Raw genomic sequence first — 16435 nt, 5'->3', positions numbered from 1 at the left:
AAGACGCCCACGTCGTGGTTCCACCCGGTTTTCCCGGGAGGTGCTCGTGCGGTGCCGGCCTGGGGCGGGTGCCCTGCTCGCGCATCCACGCTATGCAGGTCTGCCGCCCCGGGGAGGCCCGGCGGAGGCCGGACCTTCATCAGTGTCTTCGGCGGCACCTCTCGGGCCCGGCGACGCCACCCCGCCGGGTCATGTCCTCGACGGGGGCACCCGGTCACGCCGGGCCCGGAGGTCGGTGGTCCTCCTGCAGGGCCACGAAGGACATGACGGGGGCGCCCCCGCGGCCGCCGAGCAGGCCGAGGAGTGACGAGGGCGGTGCCCTGACCTCCGAGTACGCCGAGGCGAGGGCGACGGGGAAGGGGGCGGTCCGCCGTGGTGGTGACCGCGGGTCCTGTGCCGTCGGCGGGCGCCGGCCCTGCCGCCGGTCGCCCGGTCGCCTGTTCCTCGGGTGTCCGGGGCGAGGCGGGGGGAGGCCCTACTTTCGCTGCCGGGCGATGACGACGATCCCGGTCGGGATGAGCACGGCCGTCAGGACCGCCCCGGCGATGCCGATGTAGAGGAACACGTCGAAGGCGCCCTCCTCGGTGCTCTCCACCGTGACCACGTCTTCGGCCTCCCCGGGGGCGTAGGCCACCGTCAGCCGCTGGCCCTCCTGGAAGTCGTCGTTGTCCAGCCCCATGAGCTCGACGTGGCTGAAGTCCTGGTCCTCGGCGGTGTAGTCGACGTAGACCGTGATCTCTTCCCGCCGGTCCTTCCGGTCGCGGTCGTTGCCGGTGTAGGTGACCTCCACCCTGCGTTCCGAGACCACGGCGTCGGCGCGCTCGGTGTGGTCGGTGTAGTCGCTCATGCCGAGCACGAGCATCACGGTGCTGATGATCAGGAAGACGAACCCGATGACGAGCATCGCCCCTCCGGGGCCGAGCTTCTTCTTTCCGGAGGACGTGCGGATGCCCATTGCTGTCACCGGTGGCCTTTCTCGAGGGGAATGAACCGCGACGGGGGTTCAGACGCGCAGGTCCGGCGCCGGGTTCCGCCGGACCGCATGCGCGTGCCGCCGGAGAACGCGCAGAGCCGCCCGCCCGGGTGAGCAGGCGGCCCCGGTCGCCCGCCGCAGGCCCCGACGGCGCCGACCGTGCCTGTGGTTCCGCCGGTCGGCCTCAGGCCGGGGCCAGGCGCCCGGACAGGCCCGCGGCAGCGAAGGCCTTCTCCAGCTCCTCGCGGCCCTCGGTGAAGTGGGTCCAGCCCTCGTAGTGCACGGGCACCACCTGCCGGGCGCCCAGGATCCGGGCGGCCTCCGCCGCCTGGGCGCTGTCCAGGGTGATGGTGCTGTCGAAGAACGGGGCGCGCGCCGCGCCCGCGAACAGCACGGCGGCGTCCACCGGGCCGAAGCGGCCGGCCACCTGCCGGACCAGGTCCAGCGAGGCGTTGTCCCCGCTGACGTACACCGTCGGCAGCCCCTCGCCGGTCAGTACGAAGCCGATGACCTCGCCGAGGACCTCCTCCGCCCCGTCGGGCCCGTGCAGCGCGGGCACCGCCGTCACGGTGGCGCTGCCGCCGCCGGGGAGGGGCAGGCCGGTGCTCTCCCACGGGGCGAGCCCGCGGGCGGTGCCGCCCAGGCGTTCGGCGCCGCCGACCGTGGTCAGGGTCAGCGGCACCTCGGGCAGCAGGGCGCGGCCGGAGGTGTCGAGGTTGTCGGGGTGCTCGTCGTGCGAGAGCAGCACCGCGTCGAGCGGACCGATCTCGGCGGGGGTGGCGGCGGGCGGCGCGGTCTTGCCGAGCACGATGCCCTCGCCCGCCGGGTGGTCGCCGGGCGGGTCGAAGGTCGGGTCGGTCAGCAGGCGCAGGCCGCCGTAGGTGATCAGGGCGGTGGGGCCGCCGATCACGCGGACGGGCAGGGGAAGGCCGGTACCGGCCATGGCGCACCTCACGAAAGGAAGACGATTTATCCGTGAGGAGAACGTACGCCATTGTCACGGATGAAGACAAGTTCTTCCGTGAGGAAGTGAGGGGCGGGCAGGGGAGGGCGGGGCGCCCGGTCCGGGGAGCCCCGCCGTCGGTGTCGTCTGCGCCGCTGCGTCGTTCCCGGTGTGCTGGGCGTGCCCGGTGCGCGCCGGGATCAGGGCGACCGCGGCGGTCCGCAGTCCGGTCGCGGTCCGCCGGCCCCGGCGGTCACCCGCGCAGGTCCTTGACCACCCGGCCGCCCTGCACCACCACGACCACGTTGTCCGGCTCGGCCAGCACGCCCACGTCGGCCAGCGGATCGCCCTGGCACACCACGAGGTCGGCCAGCTTGCCCGCCTCCACGGTGCCCAACCGGTCGGCCACGCCCAGGAGCTCGGCCGCCTCGCGGGTCCCCGCCTGGACCGCCTCCATCGGCGAGAGCCCGACCCGCACCAGGAACCCCAGCTCGGCCAGGTTGCGCCCGTGCTCGCCGACGCCGGCGTCGGTGCCCAGCGCCACCCGCACGCCCCGGCGCACCGCCTCGGGGACGCGGTCGAACGTGCGCTCGGCCAGCCACCGCTTGGCCCGGTAGGCCTTCTCGGTCATCAGGTGGCGCCGGTGCTCGTAGTCGAAGGTGGACAGCGTCGGGACCAGGAACGTCCCCCGCTCCAGCATCAGGTCGACGCCCTCGTCGTCCACCAGGTAGCCGTGCTCGACGCTGGACACCCCGCCCAGCACCGCGTTGCGGATCCCCGCCGCGCCCTGGGNCGCGCCCCCCGCCCCCCCGCCGCGGCGGCCGGTCTCGGCCACCACGGCGGCGATCTCCTCCCGGCTCAGCCCCTCGTCCTCCGGGCCGTCCGAAGGGCTGGAGACGCCGCCGGTCGCGCACACCTTGATCACGTCGGCGCCGTCGCGCATCAGCCGCCGCACGGCCACGCGCGCCTCGTGCACGCCGTCCGCGGTCTCGGTCGCCCCGGGGGCCAGCCGGTGCGGGTCGAGCCCGCTGGGCAGGGTGAAGTCGGCGTGCCCGCCGGTGTCGCTGATCAGCCGGAGCGCCACCTGCAGCCGCGGGCCGGCCACCAGCCCCCGCTCCTGGGCCGCCTTGAACCCGGCGTCCAGCCCCCCGAGGTCCCGGACGCTGGTCACCCCCGCCTCGAGCGTGCGGCGCATGCGGTCCGCGGCGGCCAGCGCCTGGAAGCTGGCGTGGGAGTCCAGGTGGTTCCAGACGAGCTCGCGCGGGTTGTCCAGCCCCAGGTGCACGTGGCAGTCGAAGAAGCCCGGCAGCAGCGTCCGGCCGCCCAGGTCCTCCTCACACTCCCCGGGGTCCGGCGACGGGGCGCCCGCCGCCGGGCCCGCGTAGGCGATGGTGCCGTCGGCCGCGGTGAGCACCACGGCGTCCTCGACGGGCGCGGCTCCAGTGCCGTCGATCAGCCGCGCCCCCGTGAAGCGGACGGGGCGGGGCGTCGGGGCGGCGTTCTCGGGCATCGGTGGACGACCTCCAGTGTCGTGGGCCTGGTCGGGGCCGGGTGGTCCAGGGCGGTTCGGGGCGCTAGGGGGCGATACGCGCCTCCATCCCGGGTCCCACCGGGGTGCCGGTGAAGTAGAAGACCGACAGCACCAGTGTCCACAGCACCAGGAACGTCAGGGCGAACGGCATGCACCGCGCGATCACGGTGCCCAGACCCGCCTTGGGCTCATAGGCGCGCAGGAACCCGAGGATCACCACCATGTACGGGTTCAGCGGGCTGATGGCGTTGGTGGAGGAGTCCCCGATGCGGAACATCGCCTGGACGAACCCCGGCTCGTACCCCAGGAGCGCGAACATCGGCACGAACACGGCCGCGAACACCGCCCACTGGGCCGACCCCGAGATGACGAAGACGTTGACCAGGCAGGCCAGGGCGACGAACGCGAGCAGCGCCCCGTAGCCGGTGAAGTTCCAGCCCTCGAGCAGCTCCGCCCCGGTGACCGCGATCCAGTCCGAGACGCGGCTCCAGTTGAACGCCGCCAGGAACTGCGACAGCACGAACGCCACCACCACGAACCCGGCCATGTCCCGCACCGCCGCCGACATCATCCGCGCCACGTCCGCGCCGCCGGTGATCTCGCGGGTCACGGCCCCGTACACCACACCCGGCACCGCCAGGGCGAGGAACACCAGGAACACCACCGAGTCGAGCAGCGGCGACTCCGGCAGGAACGCGCCGTCCTCACCGCGCAGCGGGGCGCCCGCGGGCAGCACCACCGCGAGCACGGCGGCCGCCAGCACCAGCAGCGCCGCCCCGGCCCACCGCAGGCCCCGCCGCTCCTCGGGGGACAGCTCCGGGTCCATCCGCAGGTCGGCGCGCTCGCCCCCGCCGCCCCCGGTGTCGGCCCCGGGGCCGGCCGGGTCACCGGCGTGTGCCGTGCGCGGCACGCCGCGCCGCACCAGCGACGGCTCCAGGACCTTGTCGATCAGCAGCCCGGCCACCGCCGCCAGCAGCACCGCGCAGGCCAGTGAGATGAAGTAGTTGGAGACCACGGTCACCGGTGCGGTGTCCGCCGAAACCGGCTCGGCGGCGGCCGTGGTGATCCCGCTGAGCAGGGCGTCGGTGCCGGTGATGAACGGGCCCACGCTGAACCCCGCGGTCGAGGTGGCGAACCCGCCCAGCAGGCCGGCCACCGGGTGGCGTCCGGCCGCCGCGAACACCAGCGCGGCCAGCGGCGGGACCAGGATCATCGACGCGTCGCTCATGATGTTGGCCGAGACGCCGATGAAGCCGACCACGTACGGCAGCAGCCACCGCGGGGCCCGGCCGAACGCCCGGCGCACCAGCGCCGTCAGCAGCCCCGACCGCTGCGCGACGCCGACCCCCAGCAGCACGGTCAGCACCACGCCCAGCGGCGGGAACCCGATGAAGTTGTCGACCAGGGACGTGGTGAACCAGGCCAGGCCCTCGGCGCTGAGCAGGCTCAGCACCGGCTCCCTCCCGCCGTCGGGAACGTCCACCGTCACCCCGAGCGCCGCCATCAGCGCAGAGGCGGCGGCCACCGCCAGCAACAGCAGCAGGAACAGCAGGAACGGATCGGGCAGGCGGTTCCCGGCGCGCTCCACCGCGTCCAGCACGCGCGCGCCGGGGCGCGGCCGGCTCTCAGGGACCTTCTTCTCCGACATCGGCCACCTCGCGACAGGGGGGAACATGCAGCTCACCGGCCGGATGAGGGCTCACACCCTAAGCGGTGCGGCGCTATGCTGCCCGAATCGCAGGATTCCTTCGGTACCAGGGGGACTCATGCAGGATTCCCAAAGCACGGCGCAGGACGGCGGCAGGGTCGACGAGTTCGACCTGCAACTGCTCAACGCCCTGCAGCTGGCGCCGCGCGCGCCGTGGGTCCGGCTGGGGGAGGTGCTCGGCGCCGACGCCACCACCCTCGCCCGCCGCTGGGAGCGCCTGCGCCGGTCGGGGCTGGCCCGGGTCACGGCCTTCCCCGGGGCCGCATCGCTGCCCCGCCAGACCATGGCCTACCTGGAGCTCACCTGCCGCAACGGCACGGTGGCCGAGGTGTCGCGGGCGCTGGCCGACGACCCGGGGACGCTCAGCATCCAGTTCACCGCCGGCCGCCACCAGCTGCTGCTGACCGTGAGCCACCCGCGCGACCTGGCCGGCTACCTGCTGGACTGGATCGGCTCCTTCCCCGACGTGGCGGCCTACGCGACGCACGTGATCACCGGGATCCCCTTCCAGGCCGACCGGTGGCACCTGCACGCGCTCGCCCCCGACCAGCGCCGCGTCCTGCGGGCCATGGGCGGCCCGGCGCCGGGGGACGGCGCGCCCCCGCCGGTGTCCCGGGCGGACCAGGCGATCATCGGGGCGCTGGCCGCCGACGGCAGGGCGTCCCACCGGGAGCTGGGCCGGGCGGCGGGGGTGAGCGCGGGCACCGCGGCCCGGCGGCTGGAGCGGCTGCTGCGCGGCGGTGCGGTCGGGGTGCGCTGCGACGTGGCCCGGGAGCGGCTGGGCTGGCCGGCCGCCGCGGTGCTGTGGGGGTCGGTGGAGCCGGAGGTGCTGGAGCGGGCGGCGGCCGACCTGGAGGGCGCCGTTCCCGAGCTGCGCTTCTGCAGCACGGTCGCCGGGTCGGAGAACGCGCTGCTGGTGGTGTGGCTGCGGGCGGTCGCCGACCTGCCCCGGGTCGAGCAGCGCCTGGCGGCCCGCCTGCCGGGCCTGCGGGTCACCGACCGCAGGATGGTGCTGCGCACGATGAAACTGATGGGGCAGGTCATGGACGAGGAGGGAAGGTACGTCCGGACCGTGCCCCTGCGCCTGCGCGAGGAGGCCGACTGAAGGGACACCGGGGCGGGGCCGAACCGGTCCCCGCGCCCCTGCGGTGCGGGGGCGCCCGGTCCTGGCATCGTTCGACCGGGGCGACCCGGCCGGTCGCCCCGGCTCCCGGCAATCGCGTACGGGAGGGGGACCCGAGGCGCTTCAGCACCCCGCCCCGTCGACGAACCCGGTCGCGGTGCCCGTGCGGGTGGCCCCTCAGTCCTCCTCGCCGAGCGGGGCGTTCCACAGCAGGCGGGTCCCGCCGCCGACGGCGGGGCGGATCTCGAAGCTTCCGCCGAGGGCCCGGGCCCGCTCCTGGAGGTTGTGCAGGCCGCCGCGGCGGCCGTCCTCGGGGATGCCGCAGCCGTCGTCGCTCACGTCCACCTCCACCAGGTCGTCGGTGACCCGCACCCGGATGTCGGCCCGCGAGGCGCCCGCGTGGCGGGCGATGTTGGACAGCGCCTCCTGTAGAACCGCCATCACGTGCTCGGCCACCCCGTCCGGGACCCGGCTGTCGATCGGCCCCTCCAGGCGCAGTCCGGGGGTGAAGCCCAGCGACTCCCCGGAGGCGTTGGCGATGTCCAGGATCTGCGTGCGCAGCCACCGCCGGTCCTCGCCGCCCGCGTGCTGCAGCGCGAAGATGGTCGAGCGGATCTGCCGGATGGTGTCGTCCAGGTCGTCCACGGCCCGCTGCACCCGCTGGGCGTGGCCCCGGTCGCTGGTCCGCCGCACCGTGCTCATCAGCGACATCGCCACCGCGAACAGCCGCTGGATGATCACGTCGTGCAGGTCCTTGGCGATCCGGTCGCGGTCCTCCAGCACGCTGAGCCGCTCGGCGTCCACCCGTGCCTCGGCCAGCTCCAGCGCCACCGCCGCGTGCCCGGAGAACGCCGACAGCAGGTGGCCGGTGGTGGCGGTGTAGGGGTCGTCGCCGTGCTCGCGCGCCAGCACCAGCAGGCCCCGTGCCGCCACCCGGCCCCCCAGCGGGGCCAGCAGCACCGGGCCCGCCTCCAGGTCGGCCAGGAACGGAAGCGGGCACCCGCCCTCCTCCGCGCCCGGCAGCGCGACCGGGCCGCCCCCGTGGTAGGCGCGCCCGGTGGCGGTATCGCCCAGCTCCACGGAGCGGCCCTGGACCCGGTCGGCCCACTCGCCGTCGGCGGTGTCCACCACCAGCCCCTCGCCGCCGGGGCTGGGGATGGCCAGCGCGGCCAGCACCGACCCGGACATGCGCCGGGCGCGGCGGGCGATCAGCGCCAGCACGTCGCCGGTCTCGGCCCCGGTCAGCAGCCGGGTGGTGACCTCGTCCGAGGCGTCCAGCAGCAGCTCCCGGCGGCGGGTCTCCTCGTACAGCCGGGCGTTCTCGATGGCGACCCCGGCAGCGGTGGACAGCGCGATCACGATCGCCTCGTCGTCCTCGTCGAACTCCCCGCCGTCGGCCTTCTCGGTCAGGTACAGGTTGCCGAAGACCGAGTCGCGCACCCGGATCGGCACCCCCAGGAACCCCCGCATCGGCGGGTGGCCCTCGGGGAAGCCGCGCGATTCGGGATGGTCCTCGATCCGGCGGAGCCGCAAGGGCCGCGGGTCCTTGATGAGCAGGCCGAGGATGCCCTGGCCCTGGGGCCAGTGGTCGATGCGGGCGATCTCCCCCTCGCCCAGCCCCAGCGGCAGGAACCGGGTCAGCTCGCCGTCGGGGCCGATCACCCCCAGCGCGCCGTAGCGGGCGTCCACCAGGTCCATGGAGGCCTGCACCAGTCGGCGCAGGACCGCCTCCACGTCCAGGCCGGAGCCGATGGTGACGACCGCGTCGAGCAGGGAGTGGACGCGGTCCCGGGTGAGCAGGGCGCTGTCGATGCGCGACTGCAGCTCCGAGAGCAGGTCGTCCAGGTGCAGGCGCGGAAGAAGGAAACGGGCGCGCTCAGGACCGGGGACCTCCTCGCCCATGGGCTCACCTCCCGATGGCTCCGGGCATGGAACGGTGGTGCGCGGGCGCCGAGTCTACTCCGGGGAGCACGGCGCGTATGTGGGCCCGCGCGGGGTCACTCCGGGTCCGCCGCCGAGGCGAAGAGCGGATGGGACCGGGCGTCGGCCTCCCGGCCCAGGCGCAGGATCATCTGGGGGTGGCCCCCCTCGCACAGCCTCTCCCCGATGAAGGCGCGCAGGTGCGGCTCCTCCAGCGGCTGGGTGTGGAAGGCCGAGGCCACCCCGCCCGCGGCGGCGGTCAGCAGCACCCGCTGCAGGGCCCGGCCGGCGGCGAGGTGGTCGCCCCGGGCGTCGCCGGCGGTGGAGAGCAGGGCCGCGGTCCCGGCCACGTCGCCGTGCGCGTCGAGCATGCCGCGCACCCGGCCGCGGCCGAAGTCGCGCTCGGGGAAGAGCGCGTCGGCGACCCGCTCGGGGGGTGGGAAGTCCTCGGCGCGGACCCCGCCGGAGTCCGGCCGGCCCGGACCGCGCACCCACCGGTCGAGCTCCTCGCCGGTGTCCCGCTCGCAGCGGTGCAGGAATTCGGCGGCCGCGACCAGGCCGGCCAGGGAGCGCACCAGCCGCTCGTCGCCCAGGGGGCGCAGCACGGCGCCCTCGGCGGCGGCGGCCGAGGCGAGCGTCCGCACGGTGCGCACGTCGTCCACGTCGAAGGGGAAGGGGCCGCGGTGGGTGCGGCGCAGGCCGATCGACTCGTGCAGCATCCGGTCGTTCGGCGAGGGCTCTGCGGCCCCGGCCGCCGTCACCTCGGCCAGCAGACCGGGCCGGTCGGGGTCGGGGAGCTCCCGGACCACGGGGCGCCGCCCGCCGGCACGCAGGGTGACGATGACGGTGAACAGTGCGGCACCGCAGCTGATGACCTGCTCGCGGGCGTCGGGGTCGGCGATCTCGAGGCGGCGGTCGGGGTCGGTGCCGACGGTGATGCGGTCGCGCTCGCGCCCCAGCCTCCAGGGGCGGGTGCCGTGCAGCGAGGGCGCCAGTTCGCCCGCGCGGACCGCCGCGGCCAGGACCGGGTCTCCGGGCGAGTGGTTCTGCGGCCGTGCGGAGGCGCGGGGGCTCATCGCGGGCCCCCGGATCCCGCGCCCACCGGCTCGTCCGTCCGGACCCGGTGGTCCTGGGCCGGCCGGGTGGACTCCCCGGCCCGGCGGTCCGTTCCGACGAACACGACCGGGCAGGGGGCGATGCGCATGCAGGCCGAGGCGGTCGGCCCCAGTGAGGGGCCGCCGGGACCCGCCGGGCCGCGGGTGCCCAGGACCAGCAGCTCCGCCCCGGCGGCGACGCGGGCCAGGGCGCGTGCGGGCAGGTCGTCGCAGACGGCGGCGTCGCGCACGTGCGGCCAGGTGAGGCGGGCGTCGTCGGCGGCGCGGCGCAGCTCGCGCAGGGCGGGCCCGTTGCGGGGGACCGCCGTCGCGCCTGCGTAGGGGGCGTGCGGCGCGCGGCCGTCGCCCAGGACCCGGACCACCCACAGATCGCAGTCGCGCAGGCGTGCTTCGCGGACGGCCCAGTGCAGGGCGGCCGTCGAAGGGGGAGAGGCGTCATAGCCGATCACGATGCGCGGTGCTGCCTCTGTCGGGGCTCGGTCAGTCATTCCGTTCCCTTTCTCGTCCGGAACGGGCGCCTCCGTTCACTTCCCACCCCACCCGGTTCCGAGGCCGCCCGCTAGGGCCCCGAGAAAGGGGTGCAGGGGTCGTAGGTCCCTGTGCCGACAGGACGGTCCCCCTGGGCGGGACGTCGGCAGGAGGACCTCCCCGCCGGTCCGGAGGGTTCCGGACCGGCGGATCACGCCCCCGGGCCGGGCAGGGCCCCCGAAGTGGTGATCTCGGCCGGGTCGGCCACGATCGCGTTCGCCCCGGGCCACGCCGTGATCAGCGCCTCCGCGGCCACGCCGTTCCCTGCGGAGTTGCGGTCGACGGCCACGACCAGCGGAATGCCCAGGCCGTGCGCGGCATGCACCGCCGGCACCGACGACAGCAGCGCCGCGGTGCGCTCCAGGCCGACCTCCAGCCGCCGTCCCGCCTCGGTGAGCACCGCGCGGTTCCGCTCCCGCGCACCGGACAGCCCTTCGGCGACCCGGCCGTCCACGACGGTGTCGAACAGGTCGGCCATCCCCACCGCCCGCACCGTCTCGGTGGCGCCGCGGTCGCACGAGACGGCCGCCGTGCGCACGCCCGCAGCGCGCAGCGCGGCCAGCAGCGCCGCGGTCGACGCGGACGCGGCGGAGCCGACCGTGCGCAGCGAGTCCAGGTAGTACCGGTCCTTGCGGTCCCACAGGAGTGCGACGGCCTCCCCGCCGTCGCCGTCCGGGAGCAGCAGGCCGGTCGTCGGGTCGCGGCTGCGGGAGGAGGCGAACGCGCGGGCGGCCTCCGGCGGGGACATCCCGGACATCAGACGGAAGTCGTCGCGCAGGTCGAAGGGGCGGAAGCGTCCGCTGCGCCCCCGTGCCCGCTTCCGCAGCAGTTCGTCGAAGGTGCGCTTCCAGGCGGCCGCGTGCAGCGGCCAGGTGTCCGCGGCCACACCGTCCACCTCGACGAACACGGCCGCCAGGCCCTCCAGGGCGATGGTGGCGCCTACCCTTTCCATTGTCGTCGCCTCCTTCTGCGTCCCGCCGTGCGCACCCCCGATGCGCCCGGCCGGGCACGGAATCCATCCCATCGCACGCGGGCACCTCCAGGCAGAGGCGTTCGTCGGGATCGCATGCGGCGAAGGGCGCGTCCGCGGCCCGTCCCAGGACACCGGGCCGTTTCCCGGCGGGGCGAAGGGCCCGCGGGGCAAGGCCTTTCGTTCCTGGGCGCTGCGGGGAGGCGCGCGGCAGTCTGGGGATGAGCGGCCCCCGGGGTGATGATCCGTGACGGCGGGGCGTCCCGGGGCGCCGTGGGCCCGCTGTCCGCGGCCGACGCCGCCCGGAAACGACGGAGCGGACGCGGAGCCGGACGCCGGGCGGTGCGCGGGCGCCGCCCGGCGTCCTTCCGTGCGCGGACCATGCGCGGAGCCGGGGGGTGCGGGCCGTCCCCGGCTCTTCCTGGCCGAACCGGCGACGGCGTCGAGCCGGCGTGTCCGAGGCACCGGTCGGTGGCCTCGATCGGGTCTGTGGCGGGACTGTCGAGGCCGTCGAACAGGGGCGGTGCGGATCGTCCCACAGGGCCGATGGGCCGTGGCGTGTCGTGGTCGCCGGCCGTCAGCGGTCGGCGGCCGCTCGGACGGAGCGCCGACCGGTCGGTCGTTCCGGGTTCCGACGGTGGAGGAGGCGGAGCCGCCAGGGGCGCAGGGGGAACCTCCTCGTCCGGACCCACGCGGAACTCACGCGGACGCGGAGTGCGCTCAGAAGGGCGTCCGGAGGTGTGGCGGCTCGTCTCACCGGCCGTGGAAGCCCGTCGCCGTGCCCCGCAGCCGTGGCGCAGCGACGGGCGTTCGGGGCGCCCGCAGCCTCCGGTGGCCCCGTCGGCCGGGCGCCGGGCCGGTCGGCGGTCGAGCAGCCCTGTTCCGCTCGGCCACGGTTCCGCCCACCTACCGAACATGTCCCGGGCGGCGGACTCGCCGCGCTGAGGGGCCGCCAGGCGAGGCGCCACCGGCGGAGCCGTCCTGGCGGGCCGGGGCCGGTGACGGGAATGCCGGTCGGCCACCGGCTCGGACCGCCGGTCCCCCCGCCCCGCGGTGCTGCAGGGCGGTGCTGCAGGCGCGGCCCGTCCCACGCCACAGAACCTCTGAAAATCTCAGTAGGTGTGATGTTCTGGCACGTTGGCAGCACCCGAACGTCTCGCTGACCCCGCCCGGGCGCCTGCGGCTCGCCCGCTGCGTGGTCCGGGACGGATGGACCTGCCGCCAGGCCGCCGAACGCGTCAACACCGCCCCCGGACCGCCTGCACACGGGCCCGCCCCTCGGTGGCTTCCTGCCACCTGTGGACCCGTGCGGTCCGTTTCGAAGGGGCCCGGGACCACCCAACGCAGGCGTGCGGCGTCCTGTCCATGTGTCGTGTTCTGCGTTCCGTCCGGGCAGTCCGGTCCTGCCCGGACGCGCGACGGGGGAGGAGCGCAGCCCCGCACCCGTCGCGCTTCAGTGCTCAGCGCAGGTCCGGGTACAGCAGGTCGTCCACGTGCCACCGCATGTCGTCCACCACCGAGACCACGCCTTCCAGGCGGGACGCCTGGCGGCGCAGGGCGTGGGCGGTGCTCCGGTCGCGCACCGATCCGGACAGGGTGATCACGCCGTCCTTGACGGTCGCGTTCACCTTCACCTCCTTCGCGGTGTTCTTGAGGAACGCGATCTCCTCGCGCACCGCCCCGGAGATCTCCGCGTCGCCGCGCAGGAACACCCGCAGCAGGTCGGTCGGCCCCACGATGCCCCGCAGCATCTGGTCGTCGTCGACCACCGGGAGCCGCTTGACCCCGTGCGCCTCCATGATGCGCGCCGCCTCGGTGACCGACGCCGACGCCGCGATGCACACGGCCGGGCTGGACATCAGCCCCGCCGCCGTCGTCGCCTCGGCCTTGCCCCGTGGGCCCTCGCCGCGCGCGCCGCCGGGCGAGAGCCGCTCGCGCAGCCGTGCCCGCACCGGCGGCCGGTAGCCCCGGGTGTCCTCATCGTCGCCGCGGTACTCCTGCTTGTGCAGCAGGTCGTGTTCGGAGACCAGGCCGACGACGCGGCCGCCGGGCCCGGTCACCGGCACCGCGCCCACGCCGGACTCCACCAGCCTGCGCGCGATGTCCTGGTAGCCCGTCTCCTCGTCCACCGACACCACGTCGGTGGTCATCACATCGCCGACCGTCGTATGCATGCTCCTCCTCGGTCACCCCGCCTGGGCGGGCTCCGGCGGGGGCGCGGCGCCGTCCGGCGGGCGCGGTTCCGCGGTCCGCCGGGCGAGGAGGCGCCCGAGCTCGTCGACCCGCTCCTCCAGACGCCGCACCCGCTCCTCCAGCATCCTCACGTCCGGGGCGGGAACCGCCCCGCCGATCTGCCGCATATCGCCTCGCCTCATTCCGTTCCTCCTCGACCCTCCCCTGCGCGGCGGGGTGCGGCCAGGGGCTTGGGCCCCGGCCGGAGGGGACGAAGGGCGCGCGGCGGCGGGGAGGGGGAGGACCGGCCGGGACGCGCCCGTCCTTCGCGACCCGGCCGGGGCGTTCAGCCGCGGCGCCGGTGCACCACGGCGACGGGCACGGGGCTGTGCGCGAGGAGCGACTGGCCGACCGAGCCCAGCAGCATCCCGGCGAAGCCGCCGCGGCCCCGGGACCCCACGGCCAGCAGGTCGGCGTCCTCGGCGGAGGCGGCGAGGGCGCGCGCGGCATGCCCCTCGGGCGTGGACTCCTCCACCACCACCCCGGGGTGCTGGGCCCGCGGCCCGGCCAGCTCCGCGGCCAGCACCTCCCGGGCGTCCTTGTCCGCCCCCGGATGGGTGCCCCGGGGCACGCAGACCGCGCGCAGCACCGACCCGCGCACCTCGGCCTCGCGCAGCGCCCAGTCCAGGGCGTGCCGGGCGTGGTCCGAGCCGTCGACCCCCACCACGATGCGGCCGGCCGCCGTGGGCGCGGCGCGGTCGGGCACGACCACCACCGGGCACGAGCCCAGGGAGGCCACCTCCAGTCCGACCGACCCCAGCAGCACCGCGTTGAGGCCGCGCACGCCACGGGAGCCGAGCACCACGGCGGAGGCCCGCCGGGTCTCGCCGAGCAGCACCGTGCCCGGGTCCCCGGTGATGTGCACCGCCTCGGTCTCCAGGCCGGGGCGCGCGTGCCGGACCCGCTGCTCGGCCTGGTGCACGATGCGGCGTCCCAGGGCGTCGACGTCGAACTCGGGCAGCCCGGTGGGCAGCGAATGGTAGAGGGGCCAGGAGAAGGCGTACACGATGCGCAGCCGCAGGCCGTGCGCGTCCGCCTCGGCCGCGGCCCAGTCCAGGGCCCGGATCGCCGCCTCGCCCCCGTTCACCCCGGCGACCAGGGGAGGCCCCGCCGCGTCGTCGCTCATCGTCGCCTCCAGTGCGGTACCGGCACCCGCGCTCCGTCGGCCGGTCCGCCTCGGCCGGTTCTGCCCTGACTCCCGACGGTAACGGCGCGGTCAGTGCGGTCCGAGGGGCGGACGCCCCTGAAGAGGTGGGACGCCGGTGCCGTCGGGGGCGACGAAGGGCGCTTGACAGAGCGTCACCGCCGGTCGTCCTCGCGGCGGGTCGCCTCACTCTTGAGGCGCGCGGCGAGCGCCGCCGCCTGGGTGCGGCGCTTCATGTCCAGCTTCGAGAGCACGCTGGAGACGTAGTTCTTCACCGTCTTCTCCGACAGGTACACGCGCTCGCCGATCTGCCGGTTGGTCAGCCCCTCGCCGATCAGCTCGAAGATGCGGCGCTCCTGTTCGGAGAGCTCGCTCAGCGGGTCGCGCCCGGCGCCGGCCTCCCGCATCCGGCGCATCATCCGGGCGGTGCTGCGCGGGTCGAGCAGCGACTCGCCCCCGGCGACCGTGCGCACCGCCCCCACCAGGTCCGAGCCATGGATCTGCTTGAGGACGTACCCGGCGGCGCCGGCCATCACCGAGTCGTACAGGGCGTCGTCGTCGGCGTAGGAGGTGAGCATCAGGCAGGCCAGCCCGGGCATGCGCGAGCGCAGCTCCCGGCAGACCGCCACCCCGCTGCCGTCGGGCAGCCGGACGTCCAGCAGGGCGACGTCCGGCCGCGCCGCAGGGATGCGCGCCTCGGCCTCGGTGGCCGTCCCGGCCTCGCCGACGACCTCGATGTCCTCCTCTTCCTCCAGGAGCGCGGCGGCGCCCCGGCGCACCACGTCGTGGTCGTCCACCAGGAAGACGCGGATCTTGCGCTTGTGCTCGTCGGCCGTGGTCATGGCGGAAACCCTTTCGATCGACCGCCCCTCCGGTGTTCAGGGGAGGGGAACCGACCATCGCACGCTCGCGCCCCCGATACCAGCGCCCCTGGGGGCGGCCTCGGGAGGCCGCTCAGGAGCCCTTGCGCTACCGGAGGTGAACGGCCGGGCGCGATCGGTGCGGTCGGGCCCTGGCGGGCACCGTGGGCCGGGGCGCGGCGGCCTGTGGCGGTACCGTCCGCCTCCCCGCCGGCTTCAGCGCCTCCGGCGGTGGGCGGCGACCCGGGTGCGGGTGCCGCACCGGGCCGAGCAGTAGCGGCGCCGGCCGCCGGTGCCCGGGTCGAGGAAGAGGAGGTCGCAGCCGGGGGCGGCGCACACCCCGCCGGGCACGCGCTGCTGGTCGGTGACGAGTACCGCCAGCGCCATCGCGCCCGAGGTCAGCAGCCACTCGTCCCAGGGCCCGTCGTCGTGGGCGTCGAAGTGCAGGTGCCAGTGGGCGGTGCCGCCGTGGTCGGAGAGCCGGGGCGGCCGGGCCCCGGCCAGCAGCGCGTTGACCCGCCGCGCGGCCGACGCCGGGTCGGGCGCGGTCGCGGCCTCCCGGAGCCGCCGGGCCGCCGCGGCCATCGCCCGCACGTCGGCGGGGGACAGGCCGAAGGGGCCCTCCTCGCCGTGGGCGCGCAGGACGTCCTCGACCCGCTCGGGCGCCGGCGGGTCGGGGAGCAGGACGTTGGCGAGCGCGGCGGTCCGCAGGGCGACGGCGCGCACCCAGGGGCCGGCCAGCAGGCCGGTGACGGAGGAGGCCATCACTCCCGTCCCGGGGGCGGCGCCGTGCCGGGCCGGGCGGCCGCGACGTCGACCTTGCGCCCGTCGGGGTCGGTGAGCACGTGGCGTCCGGGTGCCAGCGGTGGCCGGGCCCGGCCGCCGTCGATGTCGAGTCCGAGCCGCAGGCGCCCGGTCGGGCGCGCGCCGGCCGGGTAGAGCTCGAAGACGGTCCCGTCCGCGAGGACGGCCGCGTAGTGCTCGGGCCCGTCGCCGTGCTTCTCGCGCTCGAACGCCAGGCCCAGGGCGCCGTAGAAGTCGCGGCACTCCTCCAACCGCTCGGTGTAGAGCACCAGCAGCGGCATCCGGACGCCCGGGGCGGGGGAGGGGGCGGGCACGGAGTTCTCGGTCACGGAGTTCTCGGGCACAGGGGCTCCTTCGCGTTCGGCGTCCTGGAGGCCGGGGTTCCGAGTAGACCACCGGCCCGGGACAGGAGCCGACGGCGGCCTCATGTAACGGGTACTGCCCGTACCACCGTTACCCTGCCTAGCGTCGCCGACGTGACGGGATCCTATGCGAAGCGCTCGGCTGCGAAGCGCCCGACGGTCCGGTACCTCGCCGGGGCCGGCTGCGCGCGGGCGGGGGACGAGGCCGCGGGGCCCGCCCTG

The 16435-nt window shown here is 75.8% G+C and carries 15 protein-coding genes and 1 pseudogene; 2 read left to right on the top strand and 14 right to left on the bottom strand.

What is annotated here, in order from left to right; translation table 11 throughout:
* Positions 1–475: 475 nt before the first annotated feature.
* From D450_RS0121135 to D450_RS0121120, 4 genes are all read right to left on the bottom strand, one after another.
* Positions 476–955: a DUF3592 domain-containing protein gene (locus D450_RS0121135; RefSeq protein ID WP_017540646.1), complete on the bottom strand. Its 480-nt coding sequence runs from the start codon at positions 953–955 to the stop codon at positions 476–478.
* Between the two features lie 202 nt (positions 956–1157).
* On the bottom strand, positions 1158–1916 hold the full coding sequence (locus tag D450_RS0121130) for an MBL fold metallo-hydrolase (protein WP_017540645.1): 759 nt from the start codon (positions 1914–1916) through the stop codon (positions 1158–1160).
* A gap of 253 nt (positions 1917–2169) precedes the next feature.
* A complete protein-coding gene (locus D450_RS0121125) occupies positions 2170–3426 on the bottom strand; it encodes a metal-dependent hydrolase family protein (protein WP_017540644.1) in 1257 nt (418 codons plus the stop codon).
* 64 nt (positions 3427–3490) lie between these two features.
* A complete protein-coding gene (locus D450_RS0121120) occupies positions 3491–5095 on the bottom strand; it encodes an AbgT family transporter (RefSeq protein WP_017540643.1) in 1605 nt (534 codons plus the stop codon).
* 118 nt (positions 5096–5213) lie between these two features.
* Here D450_RS0121120 and D450_RS0121115 point away from each other — a divergent pair, with 118 nt between their 5' ends.
* On the top strand, positions 5214–6260 hold the full coding sequence (locus D450_RS0121115) for an Lrp/AsnC family transcriptional regulator (RefSeq protein ID WP_017540642.1): 1047 nt from the start codon (positions 5214–5216) through the stop codon (positions 6258–6260).
* A 195-nt stretch (positions 6261–6455) separates the two neighbouring features.
* Here the strand turns inward: D450_RS0121115 and D450_RS0121110 are convergent, their stop codons facing one another.
* The 4 genes from D450_RS0121110 to D450_RS0121095 all read right to left on the bottom strand — a co-directional run bounded on the left by D450_RS0121110 (position 6456) and on the right by D450_RS0121095 (position 10793).
* On the bottom strand, positions 6456–8180 hold the full coding sequence (locus tag D450_RS0121110; RefSeq protein WP_017540641.1) for a GAF domain-containing sensor histidine kinase: 1725 nt from the start codon (positions 8178–8180) through the stop codon (positions 6456–6458).
* A 95-nt stretch (positions 8181–8275) separates the two neighbouring features.
* Positions 8276–9274 (bottom strand): Acg family FMN-binding oxidoreductase, encoded by a 999-nt coding sequence (locus D450_RS0121105; protein ID WP_017540640.1) that lies wholly within the window; start codon positions 9272–9274, stop codon positions 8276–8278.
* Positions 9271–9801, bottom strand: coding sequence for a universal stress protein (locus D450_RS0121100; RefSeq protein WP_026128684.1), 531 nt, complete (start codon positions 9799–9801; stop codon positions 9271–9273). Before D450_RS0121100 ends, D450_RS0121105 begins: the two co-directional genes overlap by 4 nt.
* Positions 9802–9992: 191 nt before the next feature.
* Positions 9993–10793 (bottom strand): HAD family hydrolase, encoded by an 801-nt coding sequence (locus D450_RS0121095; RefSeq protein ID WP_017540638.1) that lies wholly within the window; start codon positions 10791–10793, stop codon positions 9993–9995.
* A gap of 1147 nt (positions 10794–11940) precedes the next feature.
* Between D450_RS0121095 and D450_RS34300 the strand changes: the two are divergent.
* Positions 11941–12048 (top strand): annotated as a pseudogene (locus tag D450_RS34300) (IS481 family transposase); the annotation flags it as partial.
* 223 nt (positions 12049–12271) lie between these two features.
* Here D450_RS34300 and D450_RS0121090 read toward each other — a convergent pair.
* The 6 genes from D450_RS0121090 to D450_RS0121065 form a co-directional block, all read right to left on the bottom strand.
* Positions 12272–12985: a CBS domain-containing protein gene (locus D450_RS0121090; RefSeq protein WP_026128683.1), complete on the bottom strand. Its 714-nt coding sequence runs from the start codon at positions 12983–12985 to the stop codon at positions 12272–12274.
* Positions 12986–12997: 12 nt separating this feature from the next.
* A complete protein-coding gene (locus D450_RS33900; RefSeq protein WP_152520882.1) occupies positions 12998–13186 on the bottom strand; it encodes a hypothetical protein in 189 nt (62 codons plus the stop codon).
* Positions 13187–13329: 143 nt separating this feature from the next.
* Positions 13330–14169, bottom strand: a complete 840-nt coding sequence (locus D450_RS0121080) for a universal stress protein (RefSeq protein WP_017540635.1) — start codon at positions 14167–14169, stop codon at positions 13330–13332.
* 173 nt (positions 14170–14342) lie between these two features.
* Positions 14343–15029: a response regulator transcription factor gene (locus D450_RS0121075; protein ID WP_017540634.1), complete on the bottom strand. Its 687-nt coding sequence runs from the start codon at positions 15027–15029 to the stop codon at positions 14343–14345.
* Between the two features lie 234 nt (positions 15030–15263).
* Complete coding sequence (locus tag D450_RS0121070; RefSeq protein ID WP_017540633.1) at positions 15264–15812, bottom strand: CGNR zinc finger domain-containing protein; 549 nt, start codon at positions 15810–15812, stop codon at positions 15264–15266.
* A complete protein-coding gene (locus tag D450_RS0121065) occupies positions 15812–16195 on the bottom strand; it encodes a VOC family protein (RefSeq protein ID WP_017540632.1) in 384 nt (127 codons plus the stop codon). The genes D450_RS0121070 and D450_RS0121065 overlap by 1 nt, the downstream gene beginning before the upstream one ends.
* Between the last annotated feature and the right edge of the window lie 240 nt (positions 16196–16435).

It is taken from the genome of Nocardiopsis halophila DSM 44494, assembly GCF_000341245.1.
Lineage (GTDB): Bacteria > Actinomycetota > Actinomycetes > Streptosporangiales > Streptosporangiaceae > Nocardiopsis_A > Nocardiopsis_A halophila.
Note: the sequence above shows the minus strand (reverse complement) of the source record. Positions and strands in the feature narration are given on the sequence as shown.

What these genes read in the sequence shown, in the direction of transcription:
- D450_RS0121105 (WP_017540640.1), bottom strand. Translation starts at nt 9,274, where the DNA reads ATGAGCCCCCGCGCCTCCGCACGGCCGCAGAACCACTCGCCCGGAGAC.
- D450_RS33900 (WP_152520882.1), bottom strand. Translation starts at nt 13,186, where the DNA reads ATGAGGCGAGGCGATATGCGGCAGATCGGCGGGGCGGTTCCCGCCCCG.
- D450_RS0121090 (WP_026128683.1), bottom strand. Translation starts at nt 12,985, where the DNA reads ATGCATACGACGGTCGGCGATGTGATGACCACCGACGTGGTGTCGGTG.
- D450_RS0121095 (WP_017540638.1), bottom strand. Translation starts at nt 10,793, where the DNA reads ATGGAAAGGGTAGGCGCCACCATCGCCCTGGAGGGCCTGGCGGCCGTG.
- D450_RS0121080 (WP_017540635.1), bottom strand. Translation starts at nt 14,169, where the DNA reads ATGAGCGACGACGCGGCGGGGCCTCCCCTGGTCGCCGGGGTGAACGGG.
- D450_RS0121115 (WP_017540642.1), top strand. Translation starts at nt 5,214, where the DNA reads ATGCAGGATTCCCAAAGCACGGCGCAGGACGGCGGCAGGGTCGACGAG.
- D450_RS0121075 (WP_017540634.1), bottom strand. Translation starts at nt 15,029, where the DNA reads ATGACCACGGCCGACGAGCACAAGCGCAAGATCCGCGTCTTCCTGGTG.
- D450_RS0121100 (WP_026128684.1), bottom strand. Translation starts at nt 9,801, where the DNA reads ATGACTGACCGAGCCCCGACAGAGGCAGCACCGCGCATCGTGATCGGC.
- D450_RS0121070 (WP_017540633.1), bottom strand. Translation starts at nt 15,812, where the DNA reads ATGGCCTCCTCCGTCACCGGCCTGCTGGCCGGCCCCTGGGTGCGCGCC.
- D450_RS0121130 (WP_017540645.1), bottom strand. Translation starts at nt 1,916, where the DNA reads ATGGCCGGTACCGGCCTTCCCCTGCCCGTCCGCGTGATCGGCGGCCCC.
- D450_RS0121135 (WP_017540646.1), bottom strand. Translation starts at nt 955, where the DNA reads ATGGGCATCCGCACGTCCTCCGGAAAGAAGAAGCTCGGCCCCGGAGGG.
- D450_RS0121120 (WP_017540643.1), bottom strand. Translation starts at nt 5,095, where the DNA reads ATGTCGGAGAAGAAGGTCCCTGAGAGCCGGCCGCGCCCCGGCGCGCGC.
- D450_RS0121110 (WP_017540641.1), bottom strand. Translation starts at nt 8,180, where the DNA reads ATGGGCGAGGAGGTCCCCGGTCCTGAGCGCGCCCGTTTCCTTCTTCCG.